At 61.1% G+C, this 16,566-nt stretch carries 14 protein-coding genes; 7 read left to right on the forward strand and 7 right to left on the reverse strand.

Features of this window, described 5'->3' with window-relative positions; all coding sequences use genetic code 11:
• Positions 1-5: 5 nt before the first annotated feature.
• From PQR54_RS26560 to PQR54_RS26570, 3 genes are read right to left on the reverse strand one after another with little or no spacing between them, the layout of a single operon-like run.
• Positions 6-1,037 carry an MraY family glycosyltransferase gene (locus PQR54_RS26560; RefSeq protein ID WP_408250857.1) on the reverse strand — a complete coding sequence of 344 codons (1,032 nt, stop codon included), beginning with the start codon at positions 1,035-1,037 and terminating at the stop codon, positions 6-8.
• Between the two features lie 7 nt (positions 1,038-1,044).
• The gene (locus PQR54_RS26565) at positions 1,045-2,001 is read right to left on the reverse strand and encodes a UDP-glucose 4-epimerase family protein (RefSeq protein ID WP_408250859.1); all 957 of its coding nucleotides are present in this window, start codon (positions 1,999-2,001) and stop codon (positions 1,045-1,047) included.
• Positions 1,998-2,843: a glycosyltransferase family 2 protein gene (locus tag PQR54_RS26570; protein ID WP_408250861.1), complete on the reverse strand. Its 846-nt coding sequence runs from the start codon at positions 2,841-2,843 to the stop codon at positions 1,998-2,000. Before PQR54_RS26570 ends, PQR54_RS26565 begins: the two co-directional genes overlap by 4 nt.
• 365 nt (positions 2,844-3,208) lie before the next feature.
• On the opposite strand from PQR54_RS26570, the gene PQR54_RS26575 reads away from it, so the two are divergent.
• The 7 genes from PQR54_RS26575 (at position 3,209) to PQR54_RS26605 (ending at position 11,327) form a co-directional block, all read left to right on the forward strand.
• Positions 3,209-4,633: a UbiA family prenyltransferase gene (locus tag PQR54_RS26575; RefSeq protein ID WP_408250863.1), complete on the forward strand. Its 1,425-nt coding sequence runs from the start codon at positions 3,209-3,211 to the stop codon at positions 4,631-4,633.
• Positions 4,634-4,636: 3 nt separating this feature from the next.
• Positions 4,637-5,953: an FAD-binding oxidoreductase gene (locus PQR54_RS26580; RefSeq protein ID WP_408250865.1), complete on the forward strand. Its 1,317-nt coding sequence runs from the start codon at positions 4,637-4,639 to the stop codon at positions 5,951-5,953.
• Entirely contained in the window at positions 5,950-6,690 is a 741-nt protein-coding gene (locus PQR54_RS26585; protein ID WP_408250867.1) for an SDR family oxidoreductase, read from the forward strand. The genes PQR54_RS26580 and PQR54_RS26585 overlap by 4 nt, the downstream gene beginning before the upstream one ends.
• A gap of 248 nt (positions 6,691-6,938) precedes the next feature.
• The gene (locus PQR54_RS26590; protein ID WP_408250869.1) at positions 6,939-8,573 is read left to right on the forward strand and encodes a hypothetical protein; all 1,635 of its coding nucleotides are present in this window, start codon (positions 6,939-6,941) and stop codon (positions 8,571-8,573) included.
• A gap of 96 nt (positions 8,574-8,669) precedes the next feature.
• A complete protein-coding gene (locus tag PQR54_RS26595; protein ID WP_106314766.1) occupies positions 8,670-9,608 on the forward strand; it encodes an NAD-dependent epimerase/dehydratase family protein in 939 nt (312 codons plus the stop codon).
• A 13-nt stretch (positions 9,609-9,621) separates the two neighbouring features.
• Positions 9,622-10,905, forward strand: a complete 1,284-nt coding sequence (locus tag PQR54_RS26600) for an NAD(P)/FAD-dependent oxidoreductase (RefSeq protein WP_116119128.1) — start codon at positions 9,622-9,624, stop codon at positions 10,903-10,905.
• Positions 10,902-11,327: a GtrA family protein gene (locus tag PQR54_RS26605; protein WP_408250871.1), complete on the forward strand. Its 426-nt coding sequence runs from the start codon at positions 10,902-10,904 to the stop codon at positions 11,325-11,327. Before PQR54_RS26600 ends, PQR54_RS26605 begins: the two co-directional genes overlap by 4 nt.
• A 39-nt stretch (positions 11,328-11,366) precedes the next feature.
• On the opposite strand, the gene PQR54_RS26610 is transcribed toward PQR54_RS26605, so the two are convergent.
• The 4 genes from PQR54_RS26610 to wecB all read right to left on the reverse strand — a co-directional run bounded on the left by PQR54_RS26610 (position 11,367) and on the right by wecB (position 16,550).
• Positions 11,367-12,626, reverse strand: a complete 1,260-nt coding sequence (locus PQR54_RS26610) for a hypothetical protein (protein ID WP_408250873.1) — start codon at positions 12,624-12,626, stop codon at positions 11,367-11,369.
• A 2-nt stretch (positions 12,627-12,628) separates the two neighbouring features.
• Positions 12,629-13,792: an acyltransferase family protein gene (locus PQR54_RS26615; protein ID WP_408250875.1), complete on the reverse strand. Its 1,164-nt coding sequence runs from the start codon at positions 13,790-13,792 to the stop codon at positions 12,629-12,631.
• A 197-nt stretch (positions 13,793-13,989) separates the two neighbouring features.
• Positions 13,990-15,291 (reverse strand): hypothetical protein, encoded by a 1,302-nt coding sequence (locus PQR54_RS26620; protein ID WP_408250880.1) that lies wholly within the window; start codon positions 15,289-15,291, stop codon positions 13,990-13,992.
• A 122-nt stretch (positions 15,292-15,413) separates the two neighbouring features.
• Complete coding sequence (gene wecB / locus PQR54_RS26625; RefSeq protein WP_134456986.1) at positions 15,414-16,550, reverse strand: non-hydrolyzing UDP-N-acetylglucosamine 2-epimerase; 1,137 nt, start codon at positions 16,548-16,550, stop codon at positions 15,414-15,416.
• Positions 16,551-16,566 lie beyond the last annotated feature (16 nt).

The raw sequence follows: 16,566 nt of genomic DNA on the forward strand, positions 1-16,566 counted from the left end.
CGGCGTCACACCTCAGGTTGTTCGGAATCTGCTATCCGGAATCGACGCCAGCGTGAATCGACTCCGATACCAATCAATACCAGCACGATCACCCATGCGCCCACGCTACACCATTGAAGCGCTGAAGGCCACCCAAGCAACACGACAGCAAGTACTATACCAGCCGCCATTACTGCATACCATAGGATGGCCGTCTTCGAATGCCCGAGCCCGTACTGGACCATGCGCTGGTAATAGTGCTCGCGGTGCGCCTGCCAGATTTTCTCGCCGCGCAGGAGCCGCCGCAGCAGCGTGACCGACGCGTCGCCGATGAACGGCGAAAACACCAGCGCGGGAAACCAGATCGGCCAGACGCCGTCGCTCCAGCCCCAATAGCCGAAAGCGCCCGCCAGGAAGCCGAGCGGAATCGACCCGGCGTCGCCGAGGAAGATTTTCGCCGGGTGGAAGTTGAACACCAGAAAGCCCGCGGCAGCGCCCGCCACGGCCGCCGACGCCCACGTGAGTTCCGGCGACGGATGCGCGGTGAGCGCGGCGCCTGCGGCGTAGCCCGCGAAGCCGAACAGCGTCATACCACCGGCCAGGCCGTCCGCACCGTCCATAAAATTGTAAAGATTGACCAGCCAGAGCAGTAAAAACGACAAGGCCGCCAGCAGCCAGAGCGGCGCAGGCGCGGGGTGCGCCCAGACGAAGACCGCCACCGCGGCCAGGTGCGCGGCGAACCTGACCCGCGCGGGCAGTCCGCGCCGGTCGTCGATCTGCGAGACCGCCGCCAGCACCGCAGCGCACAGCGCGGCAAGCCAGAGGTGCGGCGAAACGATCAGCGTCGCCACGACCACCACCGGTACGATGCCCCAGCCGCCTACCCGCGGCGTGGGCCGCGTGTGCAACGAGCGGTCGTTGGGAATATCGGTGGCCAGACGCCACGCGAGGCCGCTCCTGAGCAGCGTCCACAGGATCGCCGCGCAGGCGCAGGCGGAGCCGAGCGCGATCAGGATCACGGTCGTCCAGCCCGGCATCGTGGAAGGGGACATCAGCATGCGTGCCTCAATGCGTGGATCGGTACCAGTGGGCTGTCGCGGCCAGCCCTTCTTCGGTGGAATGCGGCGCCTGCCAACCCAGCACCGTGCGAATCCGGCTGGTGTCGATCTGCAATGAGCCGACGAGCCGGTCTACCTGCGCCGTGCGCCCCGTCAGGCGGCCGGCGAGGCGCAGCCAGCTCTCGGGCACGGGCAGCAAGCGCGCCGGCCGGTCAAGGTGGCGGCCAAGCGCGCGCGCCAGTTCGGCGATCGTCGGGGCGTCATTGTCCGCGACGTGAAAGCACTGCTCGGCAGCGCGCGCGTCGGTCGCGCAATGCACTAAAGCGTCCGCGAGATTGTCGACGTAGATGAGGCTGCGTCTTGCGCGAAGCGCGCCGAGCGGCAGCGGTACGCCCTTCCACACGGCGCTCATCAGGCTCAGGAAATTAGCCCGCACATCAGGACCATAGACCAGCGGCGGGCGCACGATCACGATCTCGAGGCCGGTCTCCACACCCAGGCGGATCAGCGCTTCTTCGGCAGCGCGTTTTGAGCGACCGTACGGATCTTGCGGCGCCGGCGGATCGTCTTCGCGCACGGGGCGGCCCGAATCGGCTTCGGTCATCGCCTTGATGCTGCTGACGAAGACAAAGCGCCGCACGCCGTACCGCCACGCGGCGCGCGCGACACGCAGCGTGCCCTCGACATTCGTCGCCTGGAAAGCAGCCTCTGGATCGGTGGCGTCCTCGAGCATGACGTGCACACGCGCCGCCAGGTGCACGACGCAATCCACTTGCAATGCGGCCGGCCAGTTCGCGTCGATGCCCGCGAAATTCACGCTGGGGTCGACCCATTCGTCCACACCGCGCTCTCGCCGCATCTCCCGCCGTACAAGGCCGGTGACCGTGTTGCCGGAGTCACGCAACGCGCGGCACAGCGCGCGGCCGACAAAGCCGTTGGCTCCCGTAACGAGCACCCGGCTCATAGCCACTTCCAGCCGAACCGGTCAAAGAACTTGTACGCCGAAGACATGAACATGCGGATATGCACAGAGCCTTTGCGCGCCGCACCGCCGCCGTGATGCAACACGCGCACCGCGGGCGCATAGACGACGCGGGTGACGTCATGCGCGCGAAGACTCAAATCATAGTCTTCGAAGTAAAGGAAATAACGGGCGTCGAAGCCCGCCAGCTGCTTCAAGGCCGTCATGCGAAACAGCATGAAACAGCCGCTGACGATCGGCGGATCCCACACTGTGTCGCGCGCATTGATCCGGTCGCGCATCTCGTAGCGGGCGAGTCGGCGGACAAACAGTCGACGCATTCCCGAGGGCAAAAAGCCGCGTACAAACAGATCGAGCAACGTGGGGTAACGTCGGCACAAGAACTGTTGCTCGCCATGCTCGTCACCGATCCATGGCGTGATGAGGCCCGCTTCGGGGTGTGCATCGAAAAAATCGAGCGCTTCGCGAAGCGCGTCGCTTGCCAGATCGATGTCGGGATTCAGCACCAGGTGATAGCGGCTGGCGCTGCTTTCGATTGCCAGATTGTGGCCTCTACCGTAGCCTACGTTTCCCTGCCCCGCGATGATCGTACAAACGATGCCGCGAGCCCGGAGTTCCTGTAGCGTCGCCGGGATGTCGGGCAGGCCGCCGTTGTCCACCAGATATAGCGTCACCGGGAGTTCGGGCCGGCTGATGTGCAGCGCATCGCACGCGACGGCAAGCCCCGTGAGCGTGGACACCAACTGTTCTGTATCCGGATGGTAGACCACCACCGACACGGACAACCCGTCGGACAGGGGATGCAGAGTGCGCGTTTCTTTCATGTAGAACTGCGTGCCTTATCGTGGGCACTTCGGTGGGCACTTCGGGTGGGCACGACGAAAACCTACGTTGCGTAGACGCAACAAACCCGAAGTTTGCTCAAATTTTCGCTGTTCGGCAACCCGTCTTTCCCTTTGTTACGCCGGATACGATTCCGTTAACCGCTATTTATTATGTTTTGATTCGGCATTCTTGCCTCAGAATCAGGCACTTCGCCTGTAAGGTTGTGCGCATTATCGCGGAATAGTAAAGTAACGCCGCCAAACTCCGGCCGTTCGTAATCGGACGAAATTCGGGCTTCAGCGCATCGCCACAGACGGCAGCCGTCCGCTCAACAAATCTGACAACCGCCCTCAGGGCAGAATGAATGCGCAGCAGACCACTCGTCGTCGACCTCGATGGCACATTGATTCGCTCAGACATCCTGATCGAGTCTGGATTTGCCTATCTGAAGGCAGCCCCGCAACGCTTTTATGAGCCGCTGCTGTGGCTCGCGCGTGGCGGCAAGCCGGGTTTGAAAGCGGGCCTCGCCGACGCGACGAACGTGGACGTGGCCGTGCTGCCCTACGACGCCACGGTCCTGCAATGGCTGAAAGTTGAACGCGACGCCGGCCGCTCGCTGGTGCTGGCCACGGCAAGCCACGAACGTTACGCGCAGGCCATCTCCGCCCATCTCGGCATTTTCGACAGAACGTTCGCAACGAACGGCAGCATCAACCTGTCCGCTCACAACAAGCGCGATACGCTGGTCGCAGAGTACGGCGAGAAAGGCTTCGACTACGCCGGCAATTCACACGACGACCTGGCAGTCTGGCAATCCGCCGACCGCGCGTACGTGGTGAATCCGTCCAATGGGGTGGAACGCGCCGCCCGCAAGATCGGCAATGTGGAGCGGGTGATCGAATCACGCCCTCCCGCTGCCAAGACGTGGGCCAAATCCTTGCGCCTGCATCAGTGGCTGAAGAACCTTTTGATCTTCTTGCCGCTGCTGGCCGCACATAAGCTGTCTTCGCCTGAACTGACTCTCGCCGCGCTGTTGGCGTTTCTCACGTTCGGCTTGTGCGCCTCGAGTGTCTATCTGCTCAACGACCTGCTCGATCTCGAAGACGACCGTCATCACCCCGTCAAACGCAAACGTCCGCTTGCTTCGGGCGCGCTGCCGCTCACATGGGGACTCGCGCTCTTTCCTGTCTTACTGGTGGTCGCGTTCGTCACGGCGTGGCTTTTCCTGCCCTGGCAATTCTCCGCGGCGCTGTTCGGCTATTACGTATTGACGCTCGCGTACTCCACGTTTCTGAAACGCCAGGTGATGGTCGACGTAGTGGTGCTGGCCATGCTGTACACGATGCGCATCATCGCCGGAACGGCGGCGGTCGACGCGCAACTGACGTTCTGGCTGCTCGCCTTCTCGATGTTCATCTTCCTGAGCCTCGCGCTCGTCAAGCGCTACGCCGAACTGCACTCGATGAAAGCGCGCGGCCTCGTGAAGACGCGCGGGCGCGGCTATGTGGCGAGCGACCTGTCGTTGATCTCATCGCTTGGGACCTCGTCCGGCTATCTGGCCGTGCTCGTGCTTGCGCTCTATATTCAGGACGCGAAAACCGCCGGCATGTACCGCCACCCGCAAGTCATCTGGCTCGCCTGTCCGCTGCTGCTCTACTGGGTAAGCCGCACCTGGATCATTGCGCATCGCGGTCTGATGCACGACGATCCGATCGTTTTCGCGGCGCGCGACCGGGTCAGCCTCGCAGTCGTCGTACTGTGCGGCCTGATTTTCTGGGCCGCGATCTAGACGATGAGTCGAGTTCTCTCTTGGGGACGTTACCCGCCAATACCGCAGGAAGCGCATGCGATTGCATGGCGTGATGCCGCGCGCGCCACATGGTCGGACGCGGCCCGGGATCACGGCACCACGCTCGCCTTCGGCAATGGCCGCAGCTACGGCGACAGTTGCCTCGCCGCCTCCGGCCATGTCGTGCAAACGCTGCCGCTCGACCGGCTGATTGCCGCCGACTGGCAAACCGGCGTCTTGCGCGCGGAACCCGGCGTCACACTCGAGCAAATACTCGACGTCGCGATTCCACGCGGCTGGATGCTGCCGGTCACACCGGGCACGAAGTACGCGACCTTGGGCGGAGCGATTGCCAACGACGTCCACGGCAAGAATCACCATGTGCGAGGCACCTTCGGCCGGCATGTGCGCCGCTTCGCGCTCGCGCGCAGCGACGGCTCGCAGTTCGAGTGCTCGCCCGACGAGCAAACCGAATTTTTCGCCGCCACGATCGGCGGCCTCGGGCTGACCGGGCTGATCCTGTGGGCGGAGATCCAGTTGATGCCGATCCGCTCGAGCATGATCGACATGACCAGTATCCGCTTCGGCGATCTGGACGAATTCTTCGCGTTGTCGGAAAAGCTCGACCCGTTGCATGAATACAGCGTGGCGTGGGTGGATTGCCAGAGTCGCGGCTCGGCGCTCGGGCGCGGTATCTTCATGGCCGGCGACCATGCGACGGATGGACCGCTCGAAGTCACGCGGCGAAAGAAACGTACGGTGCCCTTCACGCTGCCGATTCCCGTGTTCAACCGCTTCACGTTGCGCGCGTTCAACGAGCTCTACTATCAGAAGCAGCAGCGCGGCGAAGTCGTTGCGCAGGTCGGTTACGACGCCTACTTCTACCCGCTGGACAGCTTGCTGGAATGGAATCGAATCTACGGGCGCGCGGGCTTTCAGCAATACCAATGCGTGGTGCCGTCGGCCACGGCGCGCGATGCGACGCGCGCGATTCTCGACGCAATTGCCGCAAGCGGCACGGGCTCTTTTCTCGCCGTACTGAAACGCTGTGGTGATTTGCGCTCGCCGGGCCTGTTGTCGTTTCCGATGGAAGGCACGTCCCTCGCTCTCGATTTCCCGCAGCGCGACGCATTGAACACCCGGCTCTTTGCGAATCTCGATGCAATCGTGCGCGAAGCCGGCGGCCGGATCTATCCGGCTAAAGACGCGCACATGCCCGGCGCCGACTTTCGCGCCGCCTACCCTCAATGGCAGCAACTCGAAGCGCTGCGCGACCCCGCGTTACTTTCGCGTTTCTGGGAACGGACCACTCGAACATGAAAAACATTCTTATCGTCGGCGCCACGTCGGCGATCGCCATCGCCTGTGCACGCCAATGGGCCACGCAAGGCGCACGTTTTTTCCTGGTTGCCCGCAACGGCGAACGCCTCCAGCAGGTCGCCGCGGATCTGACCGCGCGCGGCGCGCAACTGGCAGCCTGTCATCAACTCGATATCGATCGCCTGGATCTGCATGCGGGCATGCTCGAACAGTGCCAGAAAGAACTCGGCGCGCTCGATATCGTGCTGGTCGCGCCCGGCACCTTGCCGGACCAGGCCGCGTGCCAGGCGGACCCCGCGGTGGCCGTGCGTGAATTCAACACCAATGCCGTTTCTGTTATCGCGCTGCTGACACCGATTGCCAACATTCTGGAAGCGCAAAAGCGCGGTGCGTTGGCGGTCATCTCGTCGGTGGCGGGCGATCGCGGCCGGCCCTCGAACTATCTGTACGGCAGCGCGAAGGCCGCGCTTTCCGCATTCTGCGAGGGACTGAATGCACGGCTATTCAAAGCCGGGGTCCATGTTCTGACCATCAAACCGGGCTTCGTGGCGACGCCGATGACAGCCGGCTTGCCCTTGCCCGGTCCGCTCGTCGCGACGCCCGACCAGGTGGCGACCGACATCGTGCGCGCCGTCGACAAGCGCAAGGACGTGCTGTATACGCGCTGGTTCTGGGCGATCATCATGCTGATCATCCGCTCGGTGCCGCGGTTTATGTTCAAGCGGGCGTCGTTGTGAAATCAACGCCCAGTCGCGTCGAGTCTCGCACTGTCGGCCTCGGGGCAGTCGCCGCACTGATCGCGCTGTGCGTGCTATACGTTCCGCTCGCGCCGAGGCTGCCCACCCCAGGGCTCGATGCCTCATGGATGTATGCATTGAACGAAGGCGTGGCACGGCATCTGGTGTTTGGCCGCGACATCATCTTCACGTTTGGCCCACTCGCTTCAGCCTACACGCGCCAGTTTCACCCGGCCACGTTGTGGATCATGGACATCGGCAGCGCCCTGCTCGCTCTCTCGGTTTGGGCCGGCGTACTGCTGGCGTTCGCACGACGTTGGGCCGTGTCGTTCCTGCTGATGATCGTCGTGATCGCACCGTTCGAGATACGGGATGCGGCATTCACGATCCCCGCGTTCCTGTTCCTCGTAGCATGCGTGCGCGTAGGCCTGCCAGCGCGCGATGTCTATCATTTGCCCGCCAATCTATGCACCGTGATCCTGCTGGCGCTCGCATCATTAAGCATCGGCCTTGTTCCGCTGGTCAAGGGTAGCTTTGCGGGCATCGCCGCCGTGCAGGCACTGTTGGGATTCGTGGCGCTCATTTGGGGGCGGCGTTTCGGCCTCGCCGCGCTCGTGGTGATCGTGCCGGCCGTCGCAATGATCACCGCCTGGTGTTGGTGCGGACAACCTGTCGAGGCGCTGCCGGCGTTCTTCATCGCACAATCGCCCATTATCAGCGGCTACACCGAGGCAATGTCGTACCCTGGCCCTGCAGGCGCAGTCGTCTTCTATGCGATCGCTTCGCTTATCGTGGTCGCCTGCATATGGCGCAGTTGGAAGCTGCCGCTGCCGTTCCGCGTGATCGCGACGCTCGGCGCCCTGCTCTACCTGTTTGTTTCCTTCAAGGCCGGCTTCATCCGCCAGGACGCGCATACCATCATCGGGGCCGGCGCACTCCTGCTGGTAACGATCTGGGCAGCCTCGCTCGTGAATGCGCGCGCCGCCATTACGCTGCTGCTGATCAGCGCGCTGTGCGCCTATTCTGCTCTGCCGAAGACATACCCTCTGCGCGCACTACGCGACGTATCGATCGACTCATATCGCAGCATGGTCGGCGCCGCACTGCATCCGCCGACAGCCGACGATCTGCGCGCAGCCTTCCGCGCCGCGAACCAGGCCATTGCGGCACAAACTCCGCTGCCGACGATCCAGGGCACGGTCGATATCTATCCTGTGGATCTCTCGGCGATCTTTGCCAATGACCTCGCGTGGTCGGGCCGTCCTGTGTTCCAAAGCTACTCAGCCTACACGCCGGCTCTCGAAGCAGCCAACGCGCAGCATCTGCTTGGCGCAACCGCGCCCGACACGATCTTCTTCGATATCTCGCCAATCGATGGTCGCCTCGCGGCGTTGGACGAGGCCAGCAGTTGGCCGATTCTGCGTTCCCGGTACACGGTCAGCGAAATCGGTCGGCGCTTTGTCGTGATGAAGCGTCGATCCACGGCAGCGCCCGGCGAGCCCAGTCTGCTTTCGGAGGGGACGTTTTCGCTCAGCGCTCCCATTGCCGTGCCGCGCAGCGACCAGCCCGTCGTGGCGAAGGTCGGCATCACCCAGTCGTTGCTCGGCCGCATGCTTTCCACCGTATTCCGCTCGCCGATCATGCAGGTCGAACTAACGCTCGATAACGGCACGGTCGTCACGCGTCGCTATATACCGGCGATGGGCACCAATGGGTTCGTCATATCGCCCTTCGTCGAATCGAATGAGAGCTTCGTGCGCATGGCGCAAGACGGCGCGAATCAACTGAGAGTGAAATCCGTACGATTCGTGTCGGACAAGCCGCAGTTCTGGAGCCGCCAGTTTCACGTTGAGTTTCTTGAACTGGCTCCGGCTGGAAAATGACACAGCGCCAATCCGCGTGTGCGCCGAAGCCGATTTTCCCTGACTGTATAATTTTGAACCCGCGAACCGCGCTGGCGACAGCAATTGAGTTAACGCATGAACCAAACCCGCATTCTTCTTCCAGGCGGCGCCGGCCTCGTCGGCCAGAACCTCGTTGCGCGCCTCAAAGCGCGCGGGTACGACAATCTGGTCGTGATCGACAAGCACAAGGCCAACCTGGAAGTGCTTCGCAAGGTCCATCCTGACGTCACGGCAATTTATGCCGACCTGGCCGAACCGGGCGGGTGGGAGCAGCACTTCGAAGGCGCGGATCTCGTCGTGATGCTGCAGGCGCAGATCGGCGCTCCAACCATCGAACCGTTCATTCGCAACAACATCACGTCGACGCGAAACGTGCTCGACGTAATCAAGCGCAACCAGATTCCGTACACCGTGCACATCAGTTCCTCGGTGGTGAATTCCGTGGGCGAGGATTTCTATACCGAGACGAAACGCGAGCAGGAAGAGATCGTGCACGCCTCGGGCATTGAATGCGTGGTGTTGCGGCCCACGCTGATGTTCGGCTGGTTCGACCGCAAGCACCTCGGCTGGCTGTCGCGCTTCATGCATCGCGTGCCGGTGTTCCCGATTCCCGGCAGCGGCAAATACATGCGTCAGCCGCTGTACGTCGGCGATTTCTGCAATGTGATCATCAGTTGCATCGAGTCGCGCATCAAGGGCCAGTCGTTCAATATCACCGGCCTTGAACGCGTGGACTATATCGACATCATCCGCCAGATCAAGCGCGCCACTCGTGCACCGTGCGCGATCGTGCGAATTCCGTATGGTCTCTTCTATGTGCTGCTGAAGGTGTATGCCATCTTCGACAAGAACCCGCCGTTCACCGCGGACCAGCTCAAAGCATTGACGGCCGGGGACGAATTCGAAGTGATCGACTGGGAAGGCATCTTCAAGATCCGCGCTACGCCGTTCGCAAAGGCCATGGACGAGACCTTCAACGATCCGACGTATAGCCACATCGCACTGGAATTCTGAGCAGAGCCACGTTATGAGCGAACAACGCATTGCAGTACTCGGCGCCGGGCCGATGGGCCTCGGCGCCGCCTACCAGCTCGTCAAGGACGGGCGCAAGCCGGTCATATTCGAAGCAGACGACCGGGTTGGCGGGATGGCCGCGTGCTTCGACTTCGGCGGCCTCTCCATCGAACGCTACTACCACTTCCACGCGATTTCGGACCACGCTTTCTTCGAGGTGCTGCGCGAGCTCGGACTCGAAGAAAAAATGCAGTGGCGCGAAACGAAGATGGGCTACTTCTATCAAGGCCGCGTGCAGCCGTGGGGCAACCCGATGGCGCTCCTGAAGTTCAAAGGACTCAGCCTGCAGGCCAAATTCCGCTATGGCCTGCACGCGTTTCTGTCGACCAAGCGCAATGACTGGAAACCGCTCGATCACGTCGAAGCGACGGGCTGGATTCGCCGCTGGATCGGCGAAGAAGCGTGGGAAGTGTTGTGGCGGCGTCTGTTCGACTACAAGTTCTACGACTACGCGTACAACCTCTCCGCAGCCTGGATCTGGAGTCGTATTCGCCGTATCGGCCGTTCGCGCTATAACCTCTTTCACGAGAAACTCGGCTATCTCGAAGGCGGTTCCGATACGTTGCTGGAAGGTATGCGCCGTTATATCGAGGCCAACGGCGGCGAGTTTCGTCTTGGCACACCCGCGCAGAAGGTCGTGATCGAGAACGGTAAGGTCAAAGGCATCGAAGCCGGCGGTGAGTTCCTGCCGTTCGACAAGGTCATCAGCACGATTCCGCTGCCCTATGTGCCGCGCGTGATGCCGGATCTGCCCACCGAGATTCTCGACGCATTCCGCAGCGTCAAGAACGTGGCCGTGGTGTGCATTATCGCGAAGCTGAAGAAACCGGTCACCGAAAACTTCTGGCTGAACACTAACGATCCGGAGATGGATATTCCGGGCATTGTCGAATACACGAATCTGCGGCCGCTCGATCATCACGTGGTCTACGTGCCGTTCTATATTCCGGGCGAACATCCGAAGTACCAGGAACCGGATTCGGCGTTCATCGACAAGGTGAAACGCTATCTGATGAAAATCAATCCGGCGCTGAAGCCGGACGATTTCATCGATGTGCGCGCGAGCCGGTATCGCTTCGCGCAACCGATTTGCGAGCCGGGTTATCTCGACCGCCTGCCGCCGATCCAGTTGCCGGTGGAAGGCCTGCTCGTGGCCGATACGTCTTACTACTACCCGGAAGACCGTGGCATCTCGGAAAGTATCGGCCTATCGCGCAAGATGGCGAAGATGATATGACCCGGGTTCATTCACTCGCCAAGCGTACCTTCGTCTCGAAGAGCTTTCTGCTGTTCCTGTTGACCGGCGGCTTTGCCGCGGCGGTCAATTGGGGCAGCCGGATTCTCTACAACAAATGGATGCCTTACTCGTCCGCCATTGTCGTCGCGTATATCACCGGGATGATTACCGCGTTCATTCTGGCGAAGCTGTTCGTGTTCACGAAGAGCACGCAGTCGACAGGGCGGTCGGTGTTCTTCTTTACGCTCGTCAATCTCGTTGCCGTCGTGCAGACCTGGGCTGTGAGTGTCGGATTGGCGTACTACGTGTTTCCGCGGTTGGGCATGACCTGGCATGCGCGCGATCTGGCGCATGCCGTCGGCGTCGCGGTACCGGTGTTCACGAGCTACGTGGGGCACAAGAAGTGGAGCTTCAAGCACTGAAAGTTCAGTGTGAAGCAGCCGATCTATGCGTCCGTACGATCAACGCACCGGTTTGACTTCTGCCCGGAACACATCACCGGGTGGCGCGTGGACAAGGAAAACGCCGCCTTGCGGCGATACGATCTCGTAGGGATACCACGGAACCGCGAAGCGCAATGCGCTGTTCACCAGCATCAGCAATAAAAGCAGCGTAGCGCAGTAACGGGCAAGCGCCATTCTGCTTCTGGCGGCCGCGATGACGAAAGTCCACATGCACAGAATGAGCGGAAAGAAGGTGTACCGCGCACTCACGCCCGACCACCGGACGGGCAACTCCGGCGCGTCACTCCGCACCACGCCGAGCATCCAGAAGACGACGGCGAGCGCGAGCGCAATCACGCACACGTTGCGCCATTTGCCGGGCAAAGTCGCCACGCACGCCAGAACCGCGGCGAACAGCGCGAACGAAACATAAAACAGGCCTTTGCCCAAACCATTGATCCACCGGTCGGCGAGTAAGAAGTCGAGCACGAAATAGTGGAAGAACGCTCCCAACCAGCCGAAGTGTAAATACTCGCTGGCTGCGTGGGCAGCAGGATGGTTCGGCGGGCTTGTCAGCAGCGTCACCAGTTGCACCAGGCCGCCGGCCACGACCATCAGCAGCGGCAATGAACAGAGGCGCTTTCCAGACCGCTTCAGGTGAGCCACGATGCCCAGCGCGGCAATGGGCGAAAACAGAATGCTGAACGGGCCGGTCAGCGAGAGGAGACCGATGGCGACACAGCGGCCGAAGATCCGGTTCGTGTCGGTGCGCTGCGTGCAGTCCCAAATCATCGCAATAAGCACGGGCGCGAGCACCCATTGGAGATTCGTGACGGTCAACCAGGCCTCGCCATTGTGAGGAATGAGAACGGGCGACAGACCGATGAGCCACGCGCCGGTGCGCGGCAGATAGCGCGCGGCGATCACATACAGATACAGGCAGGAAACAAGCGTGGTGGACGTGGTTAGCCACACAAACGCATGCGGCGTTGAGGTCACTGTTCCGAACCACGTATATCCGTATATCAGCAGGCGCGGCACCGCATGCAGGTATCCTGCATAAGGCGTGATGATGGCTCGCGCACCAAGTTCGAAACCTTCTTTGATGAAAATGGGTGCGTCTTCAGCCCACAGATAACCATGCGTGAGTCGCCCGTGCATGCGGATAAATAGGACGACAAAAGCGACAAGGAATACAAAGGCGCCATCGACTAAAGTCCGGCGCGGCGACAGCTCATTCTCGATGCTGGAAACGGGGTCTATCTGAATCTCAGCCATTCTTATCGTTGAACAAGGTTCGCACTATTTGCTGAACGCTCAGCCACCTTTGGCGACAAGCGGCGGCGCAAAGCCCGCGCCCAGTTTTGCGACGGCACCTCGACCAGCCTGTTCATCACGAACGCGAGAACCAGTGCGCCACAAACCGTGGCGATCCAGACGGGAACCGGCCCGAAGCGGGGATAGAGAATCACCAGCGACACGCTCAGTATCACGTAGTGGTTGAGATACAGGCTGTAGGAGATTTTCCCCAACCAGTGTCCAATCGAATAAACGCGCCCTTCCTTGATGGTGAAGGACAGCGCCATCAGCAGGAATGCTCCGATCGAAACCCCGAGGTCGCCGAAAATGCGTCCGCCGATGCTCCACGGATTGTCGAACGGGTATGAGAACAGGACCAAAGCCGCGATCCACCACACGGCGCGTGACTTGGCCGGCAATGCGGCAACCCTGTCGACAATCTCGAAACGACACGAATAAAACCACGCGCCTATGACGAAGAACGTGCCGTAGTGCGTCGTCAGAAGCGCATCCTGAAGCGGCCATGGAATATGGGTAGGCGATCCGGCCAGCGCCGCGATACCGATGAGCGTCGAACTCACCAATGCTGCGATCACAGCCTTGAATCGAAAGCGGTTGACGAGAAAGGCAATGATGGGGAATGCCAGTGACCATCGCATCTCATGCACAATCGACCACATCGGTGGATTGATCGCGCCGGTGTCGTAGCTTCCAATCATTTTCAGATGATCGAAGATCACCTGCTTATCGAGTACCGGATGCGCCGTGTACATCCAGCCGCGCTCCCAGACGTAGCCCGCGCGGCCGACGAGCCAGTACAGACCGACGGCGACCACGAGCGACCCAATGAACGGAGGATAAAGCCGGATGATTCGCGCGGCGGCAAACGTAAGGTAACGGCGCGACCTCAGTTCGCCGTACATATGCGCGAGCGCATAGCCGCTGAGCATGAAGAACACGATCACTGCCTGGTGGCCGGCCCACAGAACACGCAGGGGAGTCCATTTCAGCCATCCCCACAGCGGCTCGACCTTGTAAAGCCCAGCCACCGTGGTATGCGCGAAAACGACGATCAAGGCCGCATAGCCGCGCAGCATGTCCAGCGACGGCGCTCGGTCCTTTCCCGCGTTTACCGAATCCACCATAAATCGCCTCTCCCGCCGCCTATTTCTGAGACAACGATTTTACCAGTGATTTTCCGGCATTTTTCCCTTCCCACGATTCGGCGGGAGCGGAATCTCCCCAATGCACGACATCAATTGATGGAGCGAGCCTTTTTGCGCAGCACTATCTGCCGAGACCATAGGTGGATTTTCCGATGGCACGCGACGGCTTAAGGGCCTTACCGCGCGGTCCTGATGGTCGTCACGAATAAATCGCCAGGCGGAGGCGATAACCGGTACGAGACGGCATTTCCGGTCACAAGCGACGTGATATTCGTCGCGGGCCATTTCCCGCTCGCAAAACCAGTCGCGCTGGAAATACAGATCAGCAGCAGGGGCGCACCCGCTGCCAATTTGGCACCAACGCCATTCACCTTTGAAACGCAAATGACCAATGTCCAGAAGCAGAACACGAACGGCACGTAAAGATATCTCGATCCACCCATCGACCATCGCATGGGGAGATCCGTGCGTCCAAACCGGGCTATGCCAAGTACCCAGAACAGGACAGCGAGAAAAAGAAGTGCGGCACACGCAAAACGGTAATTGCCGGGCGTCTTGTACAGCGCAAAACCACAACATGCGAGAGCGATAAGCGACACGCCAATACGCATGCCAACGCTCCATTTGTCGTTCAACGAAGCTGGACTTATAAAATCGAGAACAAAATACCGCAGGAAAGAATTGATCCAGTGGAAATCAGCCGGATTGAAATTGACCAGCCCGCCTTGCGAGCTCGCGTGCATCAAGCACGCCATTTGGGCCGTCAGTGCCAAACCGTATGCGACAAACAGGCCCCATGTGCGAAGTGTCCAGTCGTGCCGCCCTTTGATGAAGGCAGCCCCAATGACGAACACACTGAACACAAGGCCAAACGGACCCGTCAGAGCCAGCAGGACGATTAGCGCCGCGTCGAGGTAAAACACTCGCGCCGGAATAACCTGTTTGGCCACGAATTCCCGCCAGAGTAGAACGAGAAGCAAAGGCCCGAGGATCCATTGGAGATTGGTGACGGTCAGCCATATTTCGCCATCCTGAGGGACGACAATCAGCGCAAGCGCGAAGCACATAGCCGCAACGCGGCCGACATGCCGATACACGGCAGTGAAGAGCAGCGTTGCAGCGCCGGCCAGCACGATCGCGCAGATCCACGCCAGGACCAGCGGCGCATGGACAGGCGACCCCACCGATGCGTACGCCGCGACGACCAGGCGCGGAACGGCGTGAAGATAGCCCGCGTACGGCGCAAATAGCGACTTGAAGCCCTCCTCGTAGCCGCCCTTGAGAAAGATCGATACATCCTCCGCCCAAAGGAAACCTTGTGTCAGGCGTTGCGGCATCCGCGCAAACGTCAGCCCGAGGGTGATTGCAAAGACGGCTAGCAGCCAGATCCCGTTGGAGGCCTCGTCTTCGATCACCGGAGCATTCGGGCCGGCCGTGATGGGCGCCCCGGCTGCCCAAGTGCGGTCTTTGGATTTCATATTTTTTTATCGATCAATACGACATGGGCACGCTGACAGCGGTCGGCCGAATGCGGGCTGAACGCAAGCGCGAGCGGGCAAACTCAACGATGTCCGGCCCGCGGCTAACAGCGAAATGCCAATCAGGACTGCGCGAACTTCGACTTCAGAATGGCAACGATCTGAGCGCCCGCGGTTCCATCGCCAAACGGGTTTTTGCCGGCGGACATGGCCTGATAAGCAGCGGGATCGTCGAGCAAACGCGCCGTCTCGCGAACGATCGTGGCCACATCCGTGCCGACCAGTTTGTTGACGCCGGACTCGACGCCTTCCGGCCGCTCGGTCACATCGCGCATCACGAGAACCGGCTTGCCCAACGCGGGCCCTTCCTCCTGAATCCCGCCCGAATCGGTCAGGATGATGTGACTCGCCGCCATGAGCCGCTGGAACGGCTTGTAGGTCAGCGGCTCTTCCAGATAGACGCCCGGCTGATCGCTCAACACGCGGTTGACGACCTCCCGGACCTTCGGATTCATATGCACCGGATAGACGATACGTACGTCCGGATGCGCCTCGGCGATTGTCCGCAACGCCGTGCAGATGTTCTCGAAGCCAGGTCCGAAACTCTCGCGACGATGTCCCGTCACCAGCACGATGCGCCGCCCTTCCGCAAGTGCGGCCTCAACGCGCTCCGGCAACTCGACATGCTCGTTCTTCAGGCGCTCGAGCATCAGATACAGCGCGTCGACTACGGTATTGCCGGTTACGAAGATCTGTTCGGCGGGCACCTGCTCCGCCAGCAGATTCTTTTTCGACAGTTCCGTCGGTGCGAAATGGAGATCGGTCACGAGCGACGCCACGCGTCGATTGAGTTCCTCCGGAAACGGCGCGGCCATGTCATGGCTGCGCAAGCCGGCCTCGATGTGCCCGACTCGGATGCGACGATAGAACGCCGTCAACGCCGCCACCTGAACCGTCATCGTGTCGCCCTGCACGAGGATGATGTCAGGCGACTGCGCGGCGAGGAATTCGTCGATCGCGGTGAACAGACGCGCGCTCAGCCCCGCCAGCGACTGGTTCTGCGACATCACGTCCAGACTCGCGTCCGGCGTCACGCCGAAGTCCGCGAAAGCCTGCATCAACATTTCCCGATGCTGGCCGACCGAGCACAGGCACACGTCGAAATCGTCGGGCGCCGCGCGCAGCGCCTGCACCACCGAGATCACCTTGATCGCTTCCGGCCGCGTGCCGGCAAACACCACTACTTTTTTCTTTGCCATGGTAGATATCCTTTGA

Origin of the sequence: Paraburkholderia phytofirmans (genome assembly GCF_046028095.1) — a bacterium.
Taxonomy (GTDB): Bacteria; Pseudomonadota; Gammaproteobacteria; order Burkholderiales; family Burkholderiaceae; genus Paraburkholderia; species Paraburkholderia phytofirmans_A.

Excerpts from the sequence above, each read along its gene's own strand:
- PQR54_RS26560 (WP_408250857.1), bottom strand. The coding sequence starts at position 1,037 with ATGCTGATGTCCCCTTCCACGATGCCGGGCTGGACGACCGTGATCCTG.
- PQR54_RS26565 (WP_408250859.1), bottom strand. The coding sequence starts at position 2,001 with ATGAGCCGGGTGCTCGTTACGGGAGCCAACGGCTTTGTCGGCCGCGCG.
- PQR54_RS26570 (WP_408250861.1), bottom strand. The coding sequence starts at position 2,843 with ATGAAAGAAACGCGCACTCTGCATCCCCTGTCCGACGGGTTGTCCGTG.
- PQR54_RS26575 (WP_408250863.1), top strand. The coding sequence starts at position 3,209 with ATGCGCAGCAGACCACTCGTCGTCGACCTCGATGGCACATTGATTCGC.
- PQR54_RS26580 (WP_408250865.1), top strand. The coding sequence starts at position 4,637 with ATGAGTCGAGTTCTCTCTTGGGGACGTTACCCGCCAATACCGCAGGAA.
- PQR54_RS26585 (WP_408250867.1), top strand. The coding sequence starts at position 5,950 with ATGAAAAACATTCTTATCGTCGGCGCCACGTCGGCGATCGCCATCGCC.
- PQR54_RS26590 (WP_408250869.1), top strand. The coding sequence starts at position 6,939 with ATGGACATCGGCAGCGCCCTGCTCGCTCTCTCGGTTTGGGCCGGCGTA.
- PQR54_RS26595 (WP_106314766.1), top strand. The coding sequence starts at position 8,670 with ATGAACCAAACCCGCATTCTTCTTCCAGGCGGCGCCGGCCTCGTCGGC.
- PQR54_RS26600 (WP_116119128.1), top strand. The coding sequence starts at position 9,622 with ATGAGCGAACAACGCATTGCAGTACTCGGCGCCGGGCCGATGGGCCTC.
- PQR54_RS26605 (WP_408250871.1), top strand. The coding sequence starts at position 10,902 with ATGACCCGGGTTCATTCACTCGCCAAGCGTACCTTCGTCTCGAAGAGC.
- PQR54_RS26610 (WP_408250873.1), bottom strand. The coding sequence starts at position 12,626 with ATGGCTGAGATTCAGATAGACCCCGTTTCCAGCATCGAGAATGAGCTG.
- PQR54_RS26615 (WP_408250875.1), bottom strand. The coding sequence starts at position 13,792 with ATGGTGGATTCGGTAAACGCGGGAAAGGACCGAGCGCCGTCGCTGGAC.
- PQR54_RS26620 (WP_408250880.1), bottom strand. The coding sequence starts at position 15,291 with ATGAAATCCAAAGACCGCACTTGGGCAGCCGGGGCGCCCATCACGGCC.
- wecB (WP_134456986.1), bottom strand. The coding sequence starts at position 16,550 with ATGGCAAAGAAAAAAGTAGTGGTGTTTGCCGGCACGCGGCCGGAAGCG.